General features: G+C 41.9%; 14 protein-coding genes and 3 tRNA genes. 5 read left to right on the forward strand and 12 right to left on the reverse strand.

What is annotated here, in order from left to right; all coding sequences use genetic code 11:
* Nucleotides 1–19: 19 nt before the first annotated feature.
* The 6 genes from IPK86_03100 to uvrC all read right to left on the reverse strand — a co-directional run bounded on the left by IPK86_03100 (nucleotide 20) and on the right by uvrC (nucleotide 3997).
* Nucleotides 20–1159 (reverse strand): ImmA/IrrE family metallo-endopeptidase, encoded by a 1140-nt coding sequence (locus tag IPK86_03100; protein ID QQS16429.1) that lies wholly within the window; start codon nucleotides 1157–1159, stop codon nucleotides 20–22.
* 92 nt (nucleotides 1160–1251) lie between these two features.
* Nucleotides 1252–1339, reverse strand: a tRNA-Leu gene (locus tag IPK86_03105).
* A gap of 30 nt (nucleotides 1340–1369) precedes the next feature.
* Nucleotides 1370–1443 (reverse strand) — tRNA-Cys (locus tag IPK86_03110).
* Between the two features lie 42 nt (nucleotides 1444–1485).
* Nucleotides 1486–1561, reverse strand: a tRNA-Gly gene (locus IPK86_03115).
* Between the two features lie 61 nt (nucleotides 1562–1622).
* Nucleotides 1623–2198 (reverse strand): CDP-diacylglycerol--glycerol-3-phosphate 3-phosphatidyltransferase, encoded by a 576-nt coding sequence (gene pgsA / locus IPK86_03120; protein ID QQS16430.1) that lies wholly within the window; start codon nucleotides 2196–2198, stop codon nucleotides 1623–1625.
* Nucleotides 2199–2257: 59 nt separating this feature from the next.
* On the reverse strand, nucleotides 2258–3997 hold the full coding sequence (uvrC, locus tag IPK86_03125) for an excinuclease ABC subunit UvrC (GenBank protein QQS17061.1): 1740 nt from the start codon (nucleotides 3995–3997) through the stop codon (nucleotides 2258–2260).
* Nucleotides 3998–4165: 168 nt separating this feature from the next.
* On the opposite strand from uvrC, the gene guaB reads away from it, so the two are divergent.
* The 3 genes from guaB to ppa are packed head-to-tail and all read left to right on the forward strand — an operon-like array spanning nucleotide 4166 to nucleotide 6378.
* A complete protein-coding gene (gene guaB / locus IPK86_03130; GenBank protein QQS16431.1) occupies nucleotides 4166–5632 on the forward strand; it encodes an IMP dehydrogenase in 1467 nt (488 codons plus the stop codon).
* A gap of 3 nt (nucleotides 5633–5635) precedes the next feature.
* Nucleotides 5636–5824, forward strand: coding sequence for a DUF3460 family protein (locus tag IPK86_03135; protein QQS16432.1), 189 nt, complete (start codon nucleotides 5636–5638; stop codon nucleotides 5822–5824).
* Nucleotides 5825–5853: 29 nt separating this feature from the next.
* Nucleotides 5854–6378, forward strand: coding sequence for an inorganic diphosphatase (ppa, locus tag IPK86_03140; protein ID QQS16433.1), 525 nt, complete (start codon nucleotides 5854–5856; stop codon nucleotides 6376–6378).
* Between the two features lie 31 nt (nucleotides 6379–6409).
* Here ppa and pdxA read toward each other — a convergent pair whose 3' ends face one another.
* Together pdxA and IPK86_03150 are read right to left on the reverse strand one after the other, a co-directional pair.
* Nucleotides 6410–7378, reverse strand: a complete 969-nt coding sequence (gene pdxA / locus IPK86_03145; protein QQS16434.1) for a 4-hydroxythreonine-4-phosphate dehydrogenase PdxA — start codon at nucleotides 7376–7378, stop codon at nucleotides 6410–6412.
* Entirely contained in the window at nucleotides 7379–8695 is a 1317-nt protein-coding gene (locus tag IPK86_03150) for a peptidylprolyl isomerase (protein ID QQS16435.1), read from the reverse strand.
* A 74-nt stretch (nucleotides 8696–8769) separates the two neighbouring features.
* On the opposite strand from IPK86_03150, the gene IPK86_03155 reads away from it, so the two are divergent.
* On the forward strand, nucleotides 8770–9756 hold the full coding sequence (locus tag IPK86_03155; protein ID QQS16436.1) for a phosphotransferase: 987 nt from the start codon (nucleotides 8770–8772) through the stop codon (nucleotides 9754–9756).
* 22 nt (nucleotides 9757–9778) lie between these two features.
* Nucleotides 9779–10366 (forward strand): crossover junction endodeoxyribonuclease RuvC, encoded by a 588-nt coding sequence (gene ruvC, locus IPK86_03160; protein QQS16437.1) that lies wholly within the window; start codon nucleotides 9779–9781, stop codon nucleotides 10364–10366.
* Nucleotides 10367–10371: 5 nt separating this feature from the next.
* Here ruvC and IPK86_03165 read toward each other — a convergent pair whose 3' ends face one another.
* The 4 genes from IPK86_03165 to IPK86_03180 all read right to left on the reverse strand — a co-directional run bounded on the left by IPK86_03165 (nucleotide 10372) and on the right by IPK86_03180 (nucleotide 15363).
* Nucleotides 10372–12516, reverse strand: coding sequence for a bifunctional (p)ppGpp synthetase/guanosine-3',5'-bis(diphosphate) 3'-pyrophosphohydrolase (locus tag IPK86_03165; protein QQS16438.1), 2145 nt, complete (start codon nucleotides 12514–12516; stop codon nucleotides 10372–10374).
* Between the two features lie 18 nt (nucleotides 12517–12534).
* Entirely contained in the window at nucleotides 12535–12741 is a 207-nt protein-coding gene (locus tag IPK86_03170; GenBank protein QQS16439.1) for a DNA-directed RNA polymerase subunit omega, read from the reverse strand.
* A 133-nt stretch (nucleotides 12742–12874) separates the two neighbouring features.
* Nucleotides 12875–13495, reverse strand: coding sequence for a YdcF family protein (locus IPK86_03175; protein QQS16440.1), 621 nt, complete (start codon nucleotides 13493–13495; stop codon nucleotides 12875–12877).
* A 14-nt stretch (nucleotides 13496–13509) separates the two neighbouring features.
* Nucleotides 13510–15363: a polysaccharide biosynthesis protein gene (locus tag IPK86_03180; GenBank protein QQS16441.1), complete on the reverse strand. Its 1854-nt coding sequence runs from the start codon at nucleotides 15361–15363 to the stop codon at nucleotides 13510–13512.
* Nucleotides 15364–15652: the final 289 nt, after the last annotated feature.

Here is a 15652-nt window from a genome sequence, read left to right on the forward strand (position 1 = left end):
GCTACTCAACAGCAGCTTATCAACATGGTAAACTCATACAATCGGAATGATGTTTTTCGAAAGTACGCATATATCGCAACTCGTCAATTGGTACTTTGATGAGTGCTGCGGCTTTATTTTCATCAATATAGCCCTCGCCCAAAGCACGAAACACTAATTGCTCAAAAAACTGCGTTGTCTCTACGGGATACGCATCGCCAGGCTCTTGAATATGCCAACCATTGATTTTAAATTGACGTAATTGTCTATTAAATGCACTAACAGGCAAAATCTCTAAAGCTTTGGCTCGATATAAAGTCGCCATCATACTGATACCAAATTTTTTCTTAATTAGCATCAGTTCACTTAATTCAATATGTTTGCGATAAGTACCTAGTATTTGTTTGGCTGGCTGGCTCGGTAGCAAAAAAGCACCCGCAAAATAGTGGCATGCTAATTCCTCATCCACGGCAGGATCCAATCGATTAGCTAATATAAGGTGACCCAATTCATAGGCTAACGTGAAACGCTGGTGGTCACCAGGCCAATTGCGATCAACCACAATAATAGGCGTTTGGCCAATCCAAGCAGTTAAACCATCAAATTTCTTATAACTTGTTTCGTCCATATGAGTGGTTATCACTCGAATGCCATGGCTTTCTAAGATATCAACAAAGTGCATAATATCAACTAAACCCAATGCCCAATATTGGCGAATTTTATAGGTAACTTGCTCAATATCACGCAATGCAGTAATGCGTTTAGGCAAACGAAGTGGCAAACTAAAAGGGATAATGGGAACCGATGGAAAGAGGCGCTCTAAATCAATACGTTCTTCAACTTGACTAATAATATCCCATTGAATTGCTTCTAATCGTTTCTTCGAAAGACGGTAGCGGGTACGATATTTCACTGCTTGCAAAGTAATTTTTTGAGGCAAAAAGAAATAGGTGGGACATACACCCAATGCATCGGCTAGCTTTGCGACGACTGAAGAAGAAGGATTAACTCCTTCGTCTTCGTAACGTTTGATCGCAGCATGCGTCAAACCAATACGATTACCCAATGCACGCAAAGAAAAACCAGCAGACTTTCTAGCACGTCGTAACCGCCACCCTACAACTGCCCCACCCCATTTTTGATCTCTCTCAAAAAGCTCTTGTTGAGAAACCCGGTACATTGTATATATCACCCCAAAACGATCATCCTGACTTTATTATCGTAAAGTCAGTCACTCATCCTTACATCAGCATTACACTACATACAAAAAGATGGTGCCCGAGACCAGAATCGAACTGGTACGACTTTTTAAGTCGACGGATTTTAAGTCCGTTGTGTCTACCTGTTCCACCACTCGGGCTACTCATCAACTGCATGATCTACCCATAACTGGAGGCGGGAGTCGGAATCGAACCGGCGTAGACGGCTTTGCAGGCCGCTGCATAACCACTTTGCTACCCCGCCATTTTATCGTGACGCTTTAAGTGCATGACTATATGCGGGAAATGGAGCGGGAAACGAGTCTCGAACTCGCGACCTCAACCTTGGCAAGGTTGCGCTCTACCAACTGAGCTATTCCCGCACAAACTCCAATCATCTTTGATTATAAAGCCTTATATAACACTGTCAACTATTGAAATAGACTATTTAACTTGATCAAACGATTCACGAATAGCAATATTTAAATAAAATAACATTGACCCTATCGTGAGCAAAACAGCAATCCACATCAAAATATTACCTAACAACAGCGTTGGAACAAATGGAAGAAGCGGATTCGCCCAAAGGAGTACTACTATAGCTGTAATCTGCATCGCTGTTTTAAATTTGCCGATCCAATGCACAGCAACGCTTTTTTGTTGTCCGATTTGCGCCATCCATTCTCTTAACGCGGATACTGCAATTTCCCGACTGATAATAATCATCGCCAACACTGCAGGCATTCGCCCAAAATCAACCAATAAGGTTAACGCTACGACAATCATACATTTATCTGCTACCGGGTCTAAAAAGGCTCCAAATGCTGAAGATTGTCCTAATTTACGCGCCAAAAAACCGTCCAACCAGTCGGTGAATCCAGCAACACCAAATAGCAGCACGCTGATACCATTTTTTGTTGCTTCCAGCAATAATGTGTCAGGTATATAGAATATCGCAACAAATGCAGGTAATAGCGCAATGCGTAGCCAAGTTAATATATTGGGAATGCTCAACAACATAGTATTAGCTCATGAATGTTAATTTCAAGATAAGCAAGTCTATCTTAATTTCGTTGCACTTACTCATGTAAAGCTTGATAAATTTTTTCAGCCAGAGCATGACCAATTTGATTGATTTGTGCAATATCTTCAACGCTCGCCGCTGTAACACCTTTGAGTCCTTCAAAATGAGTGAGCAATAATTGCCTGCGTTTTGGACCAATACCCACTATATTTTCTAGGCAAGAAGTACGTCTTGCCATTGCACGACGGCGACGGTGAGCACCCACTGCAAATCGGTGCGCTTCATCACGAATCAATTGAAGTAGTAAAAAACCTAAGTGATCCGCTGGCAACTGTACTGTTTGGCAACGATAGGACAAAATAAGCCGTTCTTTACCCACTTCTCTGTTTTCAGCTTTAGCAATACCGATCACGGGCAACTTCAACGATAATGCTTGCAATACTTCAAGAGCAACAGCAACTTGACCTTGCCCACCATCGATAAGTATGGCGTCTGGGTATGATGTATTCTCTTGAATGGGTCGCGCATAGCGCCTCTGTAATACTTCCCGCATTGCTCCATAATCATCTCCAGACTTGGCGTTACAAATACGATAAGAGCGGTATTCGGATCGCTGCATTTGTCGGCGATCATACACAACGCAAGAAGCCATCGTTGCTTCGCCTTGTGTATGACTCACATCAAAACATTCGATACGCTCAAGTGGGTATATCCCCAGGATCGCTTGCAACGCATCATGCTTTGCCTGTGCAGTAGCAGTATGTTGCTGCTTTTGTGTCAAAGCTAATCGGATATTCTTTTCAGCCATTTGCAACCAAACTAATTTTTCTCCCCTTGGGCGAGAAATAAATAAGCAATGTTTATTAACATCTTGGATCAGGTAGTCTTGCAAACAATTGCTTGGCGCATAACGAAGCACCACTTTATCCGGTAAGGGGTAACGGGTATAGTGTTGCATTAAAAATACCTCCGTCACAGTACGCTCATCAACCATGTTAGCGTGAAGTGGAAAAAAATTTTTATCGCCTAAGTGATTTCCATTACGGATCATCACTAGATTAATACCTGTCAATTGGCCTTCTGATGCAACGGCAATAACATCCACCTGGCTCACTACATTGTGGCTTGATATAAACTGCTTGGCTTGGATTGTGGTTAGTGCTTGGATTTGATTACGCAATCTTGTTGCCTCCTCAAAAATCAATTGATTAGCAGCTAGATGCATACGTTTTGATAAATCGCTCACCAATTTTTTTGTATGACCCGACAAAAATAGAGCGGCATCCCGCACAGCATGTTGGTAAGCTGAATGCGTAATCTTATTGGTACATGGTGCTGAGCAATATTTAATTTGGTAAAGTAAACAAGGACGTGAACGATTTTTAAAAACGGTATCATGACAAGTCCGTAATTGGAAAACACGTTGCAAAACTTCCATACTGGTACGTGCTGCTGTGCTGTGGGGAAAAGGCCCAAAATACTGATGGCACTTATTAGGCGTATCCCGGCAATAAGATAATTGCGGCCATTCATGGGAAGACAACCTCAGATAGGGGTAGCTTTTGTCGTCCCGAAATAAAATGTTATAACGCGGTAAAAGTGATTGAATCAACTGATACTCTAATAGTAGAGCTTCAGTCTCTGATCTTGTTACCGTTGTATCAATCCCACCAACATGTTGCATCATGTGGCCGATACGAGGAGATAAGGTATGATATTGGAAGTAACTTTTAACGCGTCGCTTCAAATCGACAGCTTTGCCAACATAAAGTACCTTGCCTGCTTTGCTGAGCATTCGATATACACCAGGTAAATGCGGTAAGCTTTCAGCGTATTGCCTCAAGGGTAAAAGAGCACTTGGCAAACTATTTTTTGATTTCAAGGATCACGATCCAATTGATTGGGTAGCCATATCCACAGTATAATACGGAGTCTTTATTATGACATCTATAGGGCTTTGGTGATGCTTGTAACTGAACAAGCCTATACTTTTGATGATGTGTTGCTGTTGCCTGCTTATTCTGCTGTGTTACCACGCGACACCGTATTGCATACTTTTCTGACACGTCACATCGCTTTAAAAATTCCACTTGTATCAGCTGCTATGGATACGGTTACCGAGTCACGTTTGGCAATCGCCCTTGCTCAAGAGGGTGGTATTGGTATTTTGCATAAAAATATGTCGGCTGCTAAGCAAGCCCAAGAAGTGCAACGTGTCAAGCGTTATGAAAGTGGCGTTGTACAGGAGCCGATTACCGTTAATCCACATACGCTCATTCGGGATCTGATGCAATTGGCCAAAAAACACCGTATTTCAGGATTTCCAGTACTGGATAATCAACAAGTTGTCGGAATTGTTACAAATCGTGATTTACGTTTTGAAACACGTCTTGATCAGCCCATCTCAACCATCATGACCCCACGAGAAAAGCTTATCACAATCCAAGCAGGTGATTCGCCTGAAAAAGCACGCGATCTGATGCAACAACATCGACTAGAGCGCATTTTAATTATTGATACAGCTTGGCATCTTAAAGGGTTAATCACTGTTAAGGATATTATCAAAACCAGCGAACACCCTAATGCCAATAAAGACAAACAAGGTCGACTATTGGTTGGTGCAGCTGTTGGCACAACTGGCGACACAGGTTCACGCATTGAACAACTCATTGAAGCGGGCGTTGATGTTATTGTCGTTGACACGGCCCATGGCCATAGTGAACGTGTTCTTAAAATTATCCGCTGGATTAAACAACACCAACCCAATATCGACGTTGTTGGCGGTAATATTGCAACCGCATCCGGTGCATTAGCATTAGCTGATGCGGGCGCTGATGGCGTTAAAGTGGGTATTGGTCCCGGATCCATCTGCACAACACGTATTGTAGCAGGCGTTGGTGTGCCGCAATTGACTGCTATTCACAATGTTGCAAAAGCCCTAGAAAAAAAAGATGTGCCGTTGATTGCTGATGGAGGCATCCGCTTTTCAGGCGACATTGCCAAAGCGCTTGCGGCTGGCGCTAACTCAGTTATGCTTGGCGGTATTCTAGCTGGTGTAGAAGAAGCTCCAGGAGAAATTGAACTATATCAAGGACGCACTTACAAAGCTTATCGGGGCATGGGTTCTTTGGGCGCTATGTCTCAAGGCTCTTCGGATCGTTATTATCAAGAAAACGAAGTAGATCGCAGTAAGTTTGTGCCGGAAGGTATTGAAGGTAGAGTGCCTTGTAAGGGATTGATGAAACCAGTTATTCACCAACTCATTGGGGGGTTACGTGCCTCCATGGGTTATTTGGGCTGTAAAACAATCGCTGAAATGCATCAAAAAGCAGCGTTTGTTGCTATTACACAGTCAGGCATGAAAGAATCGCATGTTCACGACGTGCAAATTACTAAGGAAGCGCCAAACTATCACATCAGTCGTCTCTGAATTATGGCTATCAACAGACTTTACCGATCCGCTTACAGCAATTTTATTGACCGCTTTTTAGCAACACATGAGGCTGTACAAATTTCCCGTGCTACACTGCGTAAAACTTGGTGGCAAAATGAGTTGGATGAAGATACTGCTCGTCGCTTTAAAGCATCTTCTGTGCCTAAAAAATCTTACACATATGAATAATTAATCACACTATTTAGGAATTAAAGGCAATGAATTTATCGAATATTGGACCCGGTCAAGCAATACCTAATAACTTTAACGTTATTATCGAAATCAGCGCACACAGCGATCCTATTAAATATGAATTGGACAAAGTAGGCGATATCATCGCCGTGGATCGCTTTTTAGGTACTGCTATGTCTTACCCTGCCAATTATGGATTTGTACCCCAAACACTATCTGAAGACGGCGACCCGGTTGATGTTTTAGTTGTATCTCCTTTTTCGCTCCCACCAGGTGTACTGATTCGCTGTCGTGCTTTGGGCATGCTAAAAATGGAGGATGAATCAGGGGTTGACGCAAAAATCATTGCCGTGCCAATTGAAAAAGTCTGCCCTATGTATCGTACCATCCAATCATTAGAAGATTTACCAGAATTATTGCGTAACCAAATTAAACATTTTTTTGAACACTACAAAGATCTCGAAAAAGGCAAATGGGTAAAAATACGAGGTTGGACAGATCTTGCCTCAGCACATCAAGAACTCATAGATGGTATTGCACGATTTCAGTAGTGCGGATGGATATAACCTTGTTTGGCAAGGTTTAACGGATCAACTGATGCACAAGCCGGATTGCCGATAATAAACTTTCTGGCTTGGCGTTGCCAGTACCAGCTAGATTGAGTGCTGTACCATGATCAACTGAAGCACGAATAATCGGTAACCCGAGCGTCATATTTACGCTTTGACCAAAACGCAAGCTTTTTAAAATAGGCAGCCCTTGATCATGAAACATCATGAATATCGCATCTGCTTTGGCAAGTTTTGCTTGCTGATAAATCGTATCAGCAGGAAATGGGCCTTCTAAAAACATGCCTTGTTGCCGTAATTTGTGAACCACAGGCTCAATGATTTGTATTTCTTCTTGTCCCAAGAATCCTGATTCTCCGGCATGTGGATTAAGACCTGCTATAAAAATATGTGGCGTAGGAAGATGAAAGGTATGGATAAGATCATGGTGCAATACTTTAATCATCGCTTCGAGTTGATCAAAAGTAATGGCATCTGGTACCTGCCGAAGTGGGATATGTGTTGTAGCAAGCGCTATACGCAAACGAAACGCAACAAACATCATCACAGGATGCCGCACATGCAATTTGTTGGCAAAATATTCAGTGTGGCCACAAAATGTAATCCCTGCACGATTGATCAGGGCTTTGTGAACCGGACATGTTATGAGTGCTGCAAATTGATTTGCCATACAACCTGCTAACGCTGTATCAAGCAACCGCAAAACATAAGCAGCATTATTTTCATCTAACTGGCCCGCAATACAAGATTTAGTAAGTGGCACGTGGCAAATGAATATACGCCCTGCTTGGTGCGATTTGTTTTCTTGAAATTCATCCAAAGTCACCGCTAAACGTAACTGCGCTGCTCGTTCCTCTAATAAATCACGATCGCCAATTAATACAAGTGAACGGCGTGCTGAGCGTGATGCTGCATATAAAGCAATATCAGGACCAATGCCAGCAGGTTCACCCGTCGTAATAGCAACAATGGGATGATTCATTCAATGCAATAACCGTTTTTCGATATAAGCAGAATGGCGCAATTGCTGCAGATAATCCGAAAACACTTCTTGAGCATTCTGCTGCATAAGTTGTTGGCGTACAATATTCTTAAGTATCGCATCCGTATCTGAGGCACGAATACCAAGTACTTTAATCACATGCCAACCGAACTGCGTTTGTACAGGTTCACTGACTGTATTAAGTGGCAACCTCAAAAAAGCGTTTTCAAACGCTGTAGCTGTTTGACCTAACTCTACCCAACCAATATCTCCCCCTTTTGCGCGACTCGTATCCTCTGAATATTGTTCAGCTAACGTCGCAAAATCTTCTCCTTTATCAAGACGTGCTTTAATGCTTTTAATTTGATCCAAAGCCACTTTTGCGCTGTCTTGATCACTTACTTTAAGCAAAATATGCAAAATATGATATTGCTCAGATTGCTTTTGATCGATATGTAATGGTCGCATACCATTTAGTTTGAAGACCGATAGACCATTTGGCACTGAAATCAAATCGGTGTAGTCCCCTGCCCTCAATGGGGTTATGATTTTGGCGAGCTGATCGGGTAATTGGTAAGCAGCCTGCCAAGCAGGCTGATCAACTCGTAGCACGATATGGTTTTGAGCAAGCATCGCTGTGACTTCATCTATAGATTGGCCTGCCTTAAGCGACAAAAAAGCTTGCTCAACTTGTTGAATAGCTTGTTCTGAACGACTTTGGTCAAGTCCATCTGGAAATATAAAAGATATTTTTTCAATTGAATATTCATTCAGAGAAAATTTAGTTGGATTTGTTTTGATCGCCTGGATAATATCACTATCTGTAATATGGATACGCTCATTAATCACCCGTTTTCGTAAAGCCTCAATCACTATTTCGCGCTGAATCATTTGATACAGCTCTTGCTGCGTAGTCATTGGTTGTGTAGCAAGCAATTGACGCTCAAATTCCTCTAAAGTCATCTGATGCTGCTCTGCATTAGATTTAAGTAGATTTTTTGCGTCTTCTTGTGTGATACGCAATCCCAAATTCTGAGCCTCTTCCATGATGACGGCTTCATCAATCATCCTTTCTAAAATATAGTCACGCAGAACGTCATCAGCAGGCAATTTAGTATGTTGCGCAACAAGCTTAACTTTCGCAGCCTCTACACGTTTATTTAAGGCAATAGAAGTAATTGCTGTTTTGCCAACAATGGCAACAATCTGATTGGTGTGGGCAGCTGAAACCATTAATAAAGTCGTTTCTTGATTCGCTACAGCAGCAGCGCTTAGCGCAATCCAACACACCATACTAATCAATTTGCTTAATTTCATGATGGTAACTCAATATACAATATCAATTTTTCAACCCAGTCATTCTAACAGCCTATAGGTTATTATTGGACGATATGTTGCGACAAGCTCAATTAAAAGCATGGCTAGCTACTTACTATCCCGAACCCATTCACCTAGAATTTGCAGCAGCTGACGCAGAATTTCGACGCTATTTTCGCTTATTTTTACCCGATGGTCATTGTTTTATTATCATGGATGCATTACCCCACAAAATGCATATCGCTTCTTATATTCAAGTGCGCGAACAATTTTCTATGTTAAACGTGCCAAAAATTTTTCGCTTTAATCAAAAAAAAGGATTTATGGTGCTTGAAGATATGGGCGATACTACTTATTTAACAGCTTGCATGCACTCAACAGATCATGCTTATCATCAAGCCTTATTATTTGATGCTGTGGATGAATTAATCACCCTACAACAAGCCAGTCAGCCTAATTGTTTACCCATTTATCACGCTCTGTTACTGCGCAAAGAAGTGGAGGAGTTTATCGCCTGGTTTTGCCGCTACGAATTGCAACACCCATTTAATCCACGACAAAAAGCCTGTTGGGATGCTTTTTTAGCCATACTACTTCCTGCATTAACACAACAACCGAAGGTATTCGTGCATCATGATTACATGGTGCGCAACATTATGTATACGGGCGCAAGACCAGGTATCTTAGATTTTCAAGATGCCGTATATGGTCCCATTACTTATGATATCGCTTCTTTATTAAAGGATGCCTTTATTGAGTGGGATGAAACACTCATCCATAACGTAGCGCTGAGATATTGGACACAAGCACAAGCAGCACATTTACCTGTACCCAATATTTTTTCAGTCTTTTGTCAAACAGTAGATTGGATGAGTATTCAGCGCCACTTAAAAGTAATCGGTGTTTTTGCTAGGTTATATCACCGGGATGGCAAAAAACAATACTTACCAGAAATTCGAAGGTTTCTAAACTACCTAGATCAAACTACGAGCCGTTATAAGGTATTTTGGCCATTTAATCAATTATTGCATGAATTAACCGATCACTATGTTGTCTCCTGATCAAGTCAGATAGAATACCTGTATGCAACCTGATGAATCTTCTTCCCTAACGCAATTGACTAAATCGCCTGCCTTGCCAGCGCAAACAAGACGCGTATTGGGTATTGATCCAGGTAGCTGTATAACAGGGTTTGGCATCATTGATATCATAGGGCATCGCCACCAGTATGTCGCATCAGGTACGATTGCTACTGCCTCGCATGCTGTGCTATCTGATCGCTTATTAACTATCCTTTCACATCTATTTGAGATTATTGACACCTACCAGCCTACCGAAGCGGCTGTTGAAAAAGTATTTGTCAATGTCAACCCTACAGCAACGTTGATGCTAGGGCAAGCAAGAGGAGCCTGTATCAGTGCTTTGGTATTACGGAAACTGCCCGTTACCGAATATACAGCGCTTCAAGTCAAGCAATCAGTCGTCGGCCACGGTAAAGCCGCCAAAGAACAAGTTCAACATATGGTCAAGCAGCTCTTAAAACTTGATGGCATACCACAGTCTGATGCAGCTGATGCTATCGCGGTTGCCTTGACACATGCCCATCATAGTTTTGCAAAACAAAACCCGCTACTTAAAGATAAGCAAATTAAACATGGGCGTTTTATATAGTCACGCTAAACCACGCAACGTTCCACATTCAATACAGAACCCACTTGGCCAATTTTCGCTAAGATATGATCTAGATGCATCGTATTATTAACGCGCAGGCGAAAATGAACGCGCATCAAATAATTATCCGATGTTTTTTGTGTATTGACTCCTTCAATACTAGCCGATGCTTGTGAAATCGCGGCAGTAACTTGTGCTAATGCATTGAGCTCATTATAAATGAGTACACGAATAGCCGTTTCATAGGTGCGTATGTTCTGAGAGATCAATTCAACCATCATGCTTTTGTCTGGGTCAATATGTTTTATATATTTACAGCGATATTGATGGACTACAAGTCCATTGCGTTCATTAATCAAACCCGTAACCGCATCGCCTGGTATCGGTTGGCAGCATGACGCAAAAAAAACTCCTCCTTCATTGCCCGCTATGGCAATCGGTTTCGTTTGTGTAGCCAAATGGCCACAAGATAAATGCGCTAACTGTCTGCTAAGCACAATGGCCGATGCATATCCCATGCCTACTTCTGACAAAATCGTATCAAAATTGTTTGTTCGCGGTGAAAATACACGTAGGTAATCCGCCTTGAGTACGTCGGATAATACAATGGGTGGACTGGTCAAAACACTTAGTACACGATCAAGTAATTGTTGGCCAATTTGTACAGCCTGTTTTGGCGCTAAATGCTTCATGCGGTGACGAATAGCAAATATTGCACGATGACTCACTGCAAAATCTAACCAAGCCGGGTCTGGTTCATGGTTGTCACGTACCATAACGTTAACAATATCGCCATTGCGTAGCATGGTTTCTAGAGGCTTATCAATATGATTAACCTGCGCTCGATAGCAACCATTACCCGTTTCTTGGCTAATTGCATAAGCAAAGTCAATCACCGTTGCACCACGTGGCAAGGTTACAACCTTGCCCTGCGTCGTAAAAACATACAATTCACTTGGCAATAAATCTGTTTTGATTTGCTTGAGAAAATTAGTTGCCTCTTGATCATCGATCGCTAATATATTTTGTAGCCACTGATCCGTACCCTGATTAAGTTGCTGCATATCCAGCGCATCAACTTGGTTTTTCCAATAAGCAACAACACCAAACTCAGCAACTGCATACATCGCTTGAGTGAAAATCTGCACTTCAATTGGTAGACTTTCCGGACCAAACAGGGTCGTATGTAATCCTTGATAACGATTATTTTTTGGAACAGCAACATAATCTTTGATCTTATTGGAAATAGGTTTATATAGCTCGTGTAGAGCGCCAAGTGCTGCATAGCAATTTGCTCTATCTTTGACAATGATCTGACAACTATACATATCCAAAATATCGAAAAATGGTAATTTTTTCTCACGCATTTTTCGATAAATACGGTATATATTTTTTTCGTATTCCATAACATCTGCTGCAATATTGTGTTGCGTTAATTGCTTTTGAATGGCATGGAGTACTTCTCCAATTATGTGCATTTGATGCTGTCGCACTTTCTTCATGGATTTTTGAATGACCTGATAGCGATTTGGAAAAAGAGCTTGGAAAGCAAGATCTTCCAGCGTACGACAAAGTTGATGAAAACCAAACCTCCTTGCAATTGGAGCGTAAATATGCAAAGTCTCTTCTGCGATGCGTCGTCTTTTTTCGAGCCTAGTAATACCACTGAGCGTTTGCATATTATGTAGGCGATCTGCTAGCTTAATAACGATCACACGCATATCTTTTGCCGTGGCAATAATCATTTTGCGAAAATTCTCAGCACGTTCCACGTCCTGAGAAGGTACGGCTAAACGTGACAATTTGGATAACCCATCCACCAAATCCGCAACTTCGCTACCAAAAACTTGTATGAGTTCTTTCTTATCAACCGCTGTATCTTCAATCACGTCATGTAAAAGTGCTGCAGTGATGGACGTTGCATCCATACGCCAGCTCAAAAGCTGTGTTGCAACAGCTATAGGATGTGTAATATAGGGTATGCCGCTTTCACGTTGTTGAGAAGCATGTGCTGCTTGTGCAAAATCAAGCGCTAAATGGAGTAACTTAATGGAGGGTGCGAGAAGATAACAGGCGGCTTCATCAAAAAAAGACTGCTTAATCTGCTCATCAAGGCAGTCTTCGTGATCAGAGCTATCACAGCTTGTCATCGCTTGGCTATACCCAAATCAATGTGTGGGAGTACTTAAAATATCCTTATTCACATGACCTGCTGCAATTTCTCGAAGCGCCAAAACAGTTGGTTTGTCATGCGTATGTTCAATATAAGGCGTTGCTCCGGAAGCTAACTGTCTTGCTCGCATCGCTGTAACCAATGTGAGCTCAAACCGATTAGGAATATTCCCTAATGCATCATCTACCGTAATACGTGCCATGTTTCATCTCCTTTTTTTATTGGCGTAGATCCTATGCTATACAACAAAATGATTTTTTTAGCAATAAAGTGATCATTTTTATTCATCTTTTTCATAACTTATCAATATATGATATGGCGCCAAATTTGACCTGCTATGACCAAACTACTCTGAAGAACTTACGAATAATACTCAGTAAGCGATAGGCCATATAATGGTAGGTTTCTTGTATTAAAAAACGCACACGCAACCCCCTTGTTTGATATCGTGTTGTTTTCGTTGCAGAGGGTAACGCCTCAATATCTAAATCCCTCGCAATCTGCATGGCACGGCACATATGATAGTGATCACTAACAATCAAAAAGGAGCGCAAACCAACTGCGCGAGCCTCTTTGGCAGCATTATTTAAGTTGTCATAAGTTGTCCGAGAGCGATTTTCAATCAAAATATCACGTGGCGGTATACCTTGTTTAATGGCATAACGACGCCCCACTTCCGCTTCAGTTGGATAAAGATGTTGTGGCGTACCGCCCGTAAAAATTAACATGCGCACATGCTGCGTACGGTATAACCAAATTGCATGATTGATGCGCTCCTGAAATATTGGTGATGGTTTATTGCCCCAAACTGCAGCGCCCAGTACTAAAGCAGCATCAGCCCGATAATCTGTCTGATCAATACGATAGCCATAGCGATAAATAGACCAAGCAACATACAAGGTAACGAAACAGAGCAATAAACCACTCAATAGTAATCCATACAAAAAGTAACGCATGGATAAATAGCGCTTTAAGAACAATTATGAAATTCCTTGACTAAATAGTGCAAATACCGCATCGCCTGTTTGTTGTCAGCGTGGTAACACGCTTGTGCTAAAGCCATCAAGTTTTTATCAAATAACTTGGGTAGTTTGCTAGTTTTTTTAAGCTGCACGATGCGTGGATGTTGCGTAGGCAAAACGGTCGCATCTTCCCAAAGCTCTTCGTGGATTTTTTCGCCTGGACGTATACCCGTAAAGCATATTTCAATATCACCCTTTTGGGAGATACCCTCTTTCAAGGTTAAGCCCGATAAACTAATCATGCGTTTAGCCAAATCCACGATACGAATAGGTTCACCCATATCTAATACAAATATTTCGCCACCCTGACCCATCGCTCCTGCTTGAATCACAAGTTCTGCTGCCTCTGTTAATGCCATAAAATACCGCGTCATATCAGGATGTGTAATGGTAATCGGACCACCCTTTGCAATTTGCTGACGGAAAAGAGGTACAACTGAACCTGAACTACCTAATACATTACCAAAGCGCACAATAATAAGGCGTGTTGTTTTATGAACACTTTGTTTCATTTGCAAAATCAATTCAGCTAACCGCTTCGTTGCTCCCATTACACTTGTTGGTTTTACCGCTTTATCGGTCGAAATAAACACTAGGGTATTAACTTGGCAATCAATGGCCGCTTGGACTAAAGCATCTGTCCCAAGCGCATTATTTGCAATACCAATAATCGGATTATTTTCTACAAGCGGTACATGTTTATAGGCAGCTGCATGATAAATCGTATTTACTTGATGTGATTGCAAAACAGATACCACTTTCTTGCTATCCATGATCGAGCAAAGGATCGCTTCGCGTGGCACTTGGGGAGCACACTGTTGCAAAGATTGATCAATCTGATATAAAGCATATTCAGAGTGGTCTAGTAAAATCAATTTATGAGGCTGCAGCATTGCAATTTGATGACATAATGCAGACCCAATTGATCCGCCAGCTCCGGTCACTAATACCTGCTTATTCGCAATATCCGCGCAAAGTAGCGTCTGATCAGGAGGCACGATATCTCTGCCTAATAAATCATCAATATCAATTTCTTTTAATTCTTGTACGATTGCCTCGCCCGAGACAATGTCGACCATACTAGGTAAACGTTTAATTGGCACGCAAAGGTCAGTGAGGGACTCAATAATTTTTTTCTGACGCGAACGACTCACCGAAGGCATGGCAAGCAATATGGCGCCCGCATTGGTCTTATGCAATAAATCTTTTGCTGCTTTAGGAGGATAGACCGATAAACCGCGGTAGGTATGCCCCCATAGCGCTGCATTGTCATCTAATAATGCAACAGGCTGATACTCAAGACTACTTCGTAGCGCAGCAACAAGCTGTAATCCAGCATGCCCTGCCCCATAAATTAACACTGGTATAGCAGAAGCTTTATGGCCGTCCAAACGCCGAAAAAGACCGCGCAATAAAAAACGAATGCCGCCAATATAGGCCATCGCAAATACCCAAAAAATGATGACAGCACTTCTTGGAAAAACAGTCATATCTAATAGAGCCATCACCGCCATTAACATCAAAACAGTCAGTGAGACACCATAAAATACTGTCCAAACAATTTGATCATCAATATATTTAAGAGCAGCGCGGTATAAGCCTAGTTTCGTAAAAATAGGTAATATCCATATAATCGGGATCACAAAGATCCACCAATAAGGATTGAGGGCAGTGTCCCACACGCCGCCTAAGCGTAATAAAACAGCAGAAAGGAGGGCAAGCGGCAGTAATACAGCGTCCATCAAAATGAGCCAAACCATTTTGGGCGACTGTTTGAGTAGCAATGTATTGAACCGACTCATTTTCTTATTTTATGACAGTATCAATATCGTGGACTATCGCAGATTGTGAAGCGATGCTATTTTTGATCAATAACATGGTGGGCCCAGCTGGACTTGAACCAGCGACCAACGGATTCTGCTTTATGTTGCTTTCGCAACTCGCTGGACTATGTCTTCACCCTATCACATGGACTTAGGTGGGCGCCGTATAGTCTCTACACCTTCTGTTGATAGTCACACCAACAGCTTGGCTCGGCGTTACCATGAATCGTTATTTTTAGGTTTCGCCGAATTTGACGCCATTCACTAT

The organism is Neisseriales bacterium (assembly GCA_016699915.1).
Classification (GTDB): Bacteria; Pseudomonadota; Gammaproteobacteria; order Burkholderiales; family Q3-R57-64; genus Q3-R57-64.

Bases quoted from the DNA above. Each gene is read 5' to 3' on its own strand.
- IPK86_03175 (QQS16440.1), bottom strand. From the start codon at position 13,495: ATGCGTTACTTTTTGTATGGATTACTATTGAGTGGTTTATTGCTCTGT.
- IPK86_03135 (QQS16432.1), top strand. From the start codon at position 5,636: ATGGCTATCAACAGACTTTACCGATCCGCTTACAGCAATTTTATTGAC.
- IPK86_03150 (QQS16435.1), bottom strand. From the start codon at position 8,695: ATGAAATTAAGCAAATTGATTAGTATGGTGTGTTGGATTGCGCTAAGC.
- IPK86_03155 (QQS16436.1), top strand. From the start codon at position 8,770: ATGTTGCGACAAGCTCAATTAAAAGCATGGCTAGCTACTTACTATCCC.
- uvrC (QQS17061.1), bottom strand. From the start codon at position 3,997: ATGCTCAGCAAAGCAGGCAAGGTACTTTATGTTGGCAAAGCTGTCGAT.
- pdxA (QQS16434.1), bottom strand. From the start codon at position 7,378: ATGAATCATCCCATTGTTGCTATTACGACGGGTGAACCTGCTGGCATT.
- IPK86_03165 (QQS16438.1), bottom strand. From the start codon at position 12,516: ATGACAAGCTGTGATAGCTCTGATCACGAAGACTGCCTTGATGAGCAG.
- ppa (QQS16433.1), top strand. From the start codon at position 5,854: ATGAATTTATCGAATATTGGACCCGGTCAAGCAATACCTAATAACTTT.
- IPK86_03100 (QQS16429.1), bottom strand. From the start codon at position 1,159: ATGTACCGGGTTTCTCAACAAGAGCTTTTTGAGAGAGATCAAAAATGG.
- ruvC (QQS16437.1), top strand. From the start codon at position 9,779: ATGCAACCTGATGAATCTTCTTCCCTAACGCAATTGACTAAATCGCCT.
- IPK86_03180 (QQS16441.1), bottom strand. From the start codon at position 15,363: ATGAGTCGGTTCAATACATTGCTACTCAAACAGTCGCCCAAAATGGTT.
- IPK86_03170 (QQS16439.1), bottom strand. From the start codon at position 12,741: ATGGCACGTATTACGGTAGATGATGCATTAGGGAATATTCCTAATCGG.
- pgsA (QQS16430.1), bottom strand. From the start codon at position 2,198: ATGTTGTTGAGCATTCCCAATATATTAACTTGGCTACGCATTGCGCTA.
- guaB (QQS16431.1), top strand. From the start codon at position 4,166: ATGCTTGTAACTGAACAAGCCTATACTTTTGATGATGTGTTGCTGTTG.